Source organism: Cellvibrio sp. ARAG 10.3, from assembly GCF_051846955.1.
Classification (GTDB): domain Bacteria; phylum Pseudomonadota; class Gammaproteobacteria; order Pseudomonadales; family Cellvibrionaceae; genus Cellvibrio.
The window spans coordinates 1-1,962 of sequence record NZ_JBPYCU010000054.1 but is presented as its reverse complement, the minus strand read 5'-3'; the positions used below and the strand labels follow the sequence as shown (position 1 = coordinate 1,962).

General features: G+C 52.8%; 3 protein-coding genes. All 3 read right to left on the bottom strand.

Going from position 1 to position 1,962, the window contains the following annotated elements; all coding sequences use genetic code 11:
- On the bottom strand, positions 1-372 hold a 372-nt coding region (locus ACSV5M_RS21685; protein WP_439178939.1), incomplete at its 3' end, for a type 4 pilus major pilin.
- Between the two features lie 23 nt (positions 373-395).
- Positions 396-1,466, bottom strand: coding sequence for a hypothetical protein (locus ACSV5M_RS21680; protein WP_439178938.1), 1,071 nt, complete (start codon positions 1,464-1,466; stop codon positions 396-398).
- Positions 1,450-1,962: ATPase, T2SS/T4P/T4SS family (locus ACSV5M_RS21675; RefSeq protein ID WP_439178937.1), on the bottom strand; the 513-nt coding region annotated here is incomplete at its 5' end. The genes ACSV5M_RS21680 and ACSV5M_RS21675, both read right to left, overlap by 17 nt.

Sequence of the window (1,962 nt, the reverse complement as noted above, 5' to 3'; positions counted from 1 at the left end):
CAGTGCATGCGCGACTTGAAAGCCATCGTTGCTGGTATTGATCGTGGCGGGAGTAATGGTCACGGTACCGCCCATGTTATTTGCGATTGCGGATGCACCAGACATCCAAGCCCTAGGAGCAACTTTTAGCGTGACCGCCTGGGTATTCGACAGCCCCGCGAAGCTCGCCGCATTGCGATAAGACGATCGCAAGGTATCAACAATTTGCCGATGCCCGGTAAACAACGCTTCCGCCTTAGCGTCTCCCACCATCTTGATGCCAATAAACAAGGCTGCTCCGCCCAGGATCGCAACGACGATCAAGACCATGTTCAACGAAATCTCGACGAAACCGCGTTGACGAGACAAATTATTTGACGTGCAGTTTTTCATGTAGCATTCCTCAATTGAGATGATTAACGTGAGTAATATTCCGTCACTTGCTGATTCAGACTGAATCCAACATAGGCGACATAAGCATTGATACTGTTGATGCCCAGGATGATCACGACCCCGACAATCATGCTGAAGGCGCTGATACGCTGTTTCAGCGCCTGTTGACGCTCAACGGCTATTGTCATCAGCGTTTCACCAAACGTGGTTTGGTCGATAAAATCGCGCACGTAACCCGCTGTCTCTCGATCAAAGAGATCGACGCTTAACGCACGTCCAGGCTTCTGGTTTTGCCGTAAACGTTCGGAAATGATGAGCAGATAGGATTTAAGGTACACGGGTGCAACGTGCGAAATACGATTGATTGCATCGGGCAACGAGACACGCTGATTGAACATCGCGCCCAGGGCACCGAGGAACGACGTCGCTTGTAAATCACGTTGAATGGACCAGGGTGGGATTCGGTCCAGATATCGGCGGTGTCCACCGGCAGGTTGGCGTAAACTGTAAAACACGACCCAACAAACGACGGCAGCAATAACTGCTACGGTGACGTGCAGCTGCTCGACGAAAATGACATACAACGTCAGGATGCCTCGCGACGAACTTTCCCACAACTCGATGGGCAGGATCGATGTAAACAGCGGCACTTGCTCCCGCAGCAAGATGTACAATGCACCGAAGCCGATGAGTAGCGATAGGATGGGAAGCGCCAATGTTGATTTGATCGCGCTCCCGATCTCCTTCTTCGAGGTAGCCAGCTGGCGCGCCTGTTCAAATCCTTCCCGCAACACATGACCTGGATACGCCTCGATCAACAAGACTTCGTCAACGGGCAGTAACTGTCGTAACGCGGCAAACACGCCGATGTTTTTGTCGCGCACCAGGTGCGATAACGTTTCAAAGATCACGTAATCAGGATCTTTATCATCGCGTTTTCGTGCAGCCAAAATTGCGAACACTTCGGTCAGGGCTTTACCGTTGCTGACATAGTCACGAAGTAACCGATACAACATCGCACGCTTCGCGTGATTTTTGCGAAGGCGATTAGCCACGCGAGCAATCGGCACTGTTGTTCTAGACGGAGAATTCACACGCGAATCCTCCTGAGGTTTTCCAGGTCCGACATTCGTCGGTTAACAAGGTCGAATCAATTTCGCTGAAGCGGCTTTCGACGGTATGGATGGATACTTCACCTTCAAGTACCAGACGGAGACTATGATACAACGCCGTCTCTGCGGCATCGCCCCAGTTATGTTCCACGCACAATTCAACCCAGCGCGCGTGAAACCCGCGCGTGTCATCCGCACGTACTGCCTCCGACATGCGCAGATCTGGACGAACAACATCCATCGCGACGCGCGTGCCCCGTATCCCCCGGTTATTGCAATGAGAACATCCGTCGGGGTTTTGCACACAAACGCGTTCCAGTGAGGCCTTCAGCATGCGCAGCCGGTCGAGCGCCTCTTTGTCGTCGACAGCGGCTGATTGGCTCATCGGGATCTTGCAGTGCGGGCACAGACGCGGCAGGCGACGTTGGAAAATCAGCGCATTAACGTTGCTCGCTTGCGTCATCACTTGCTTGGAGAT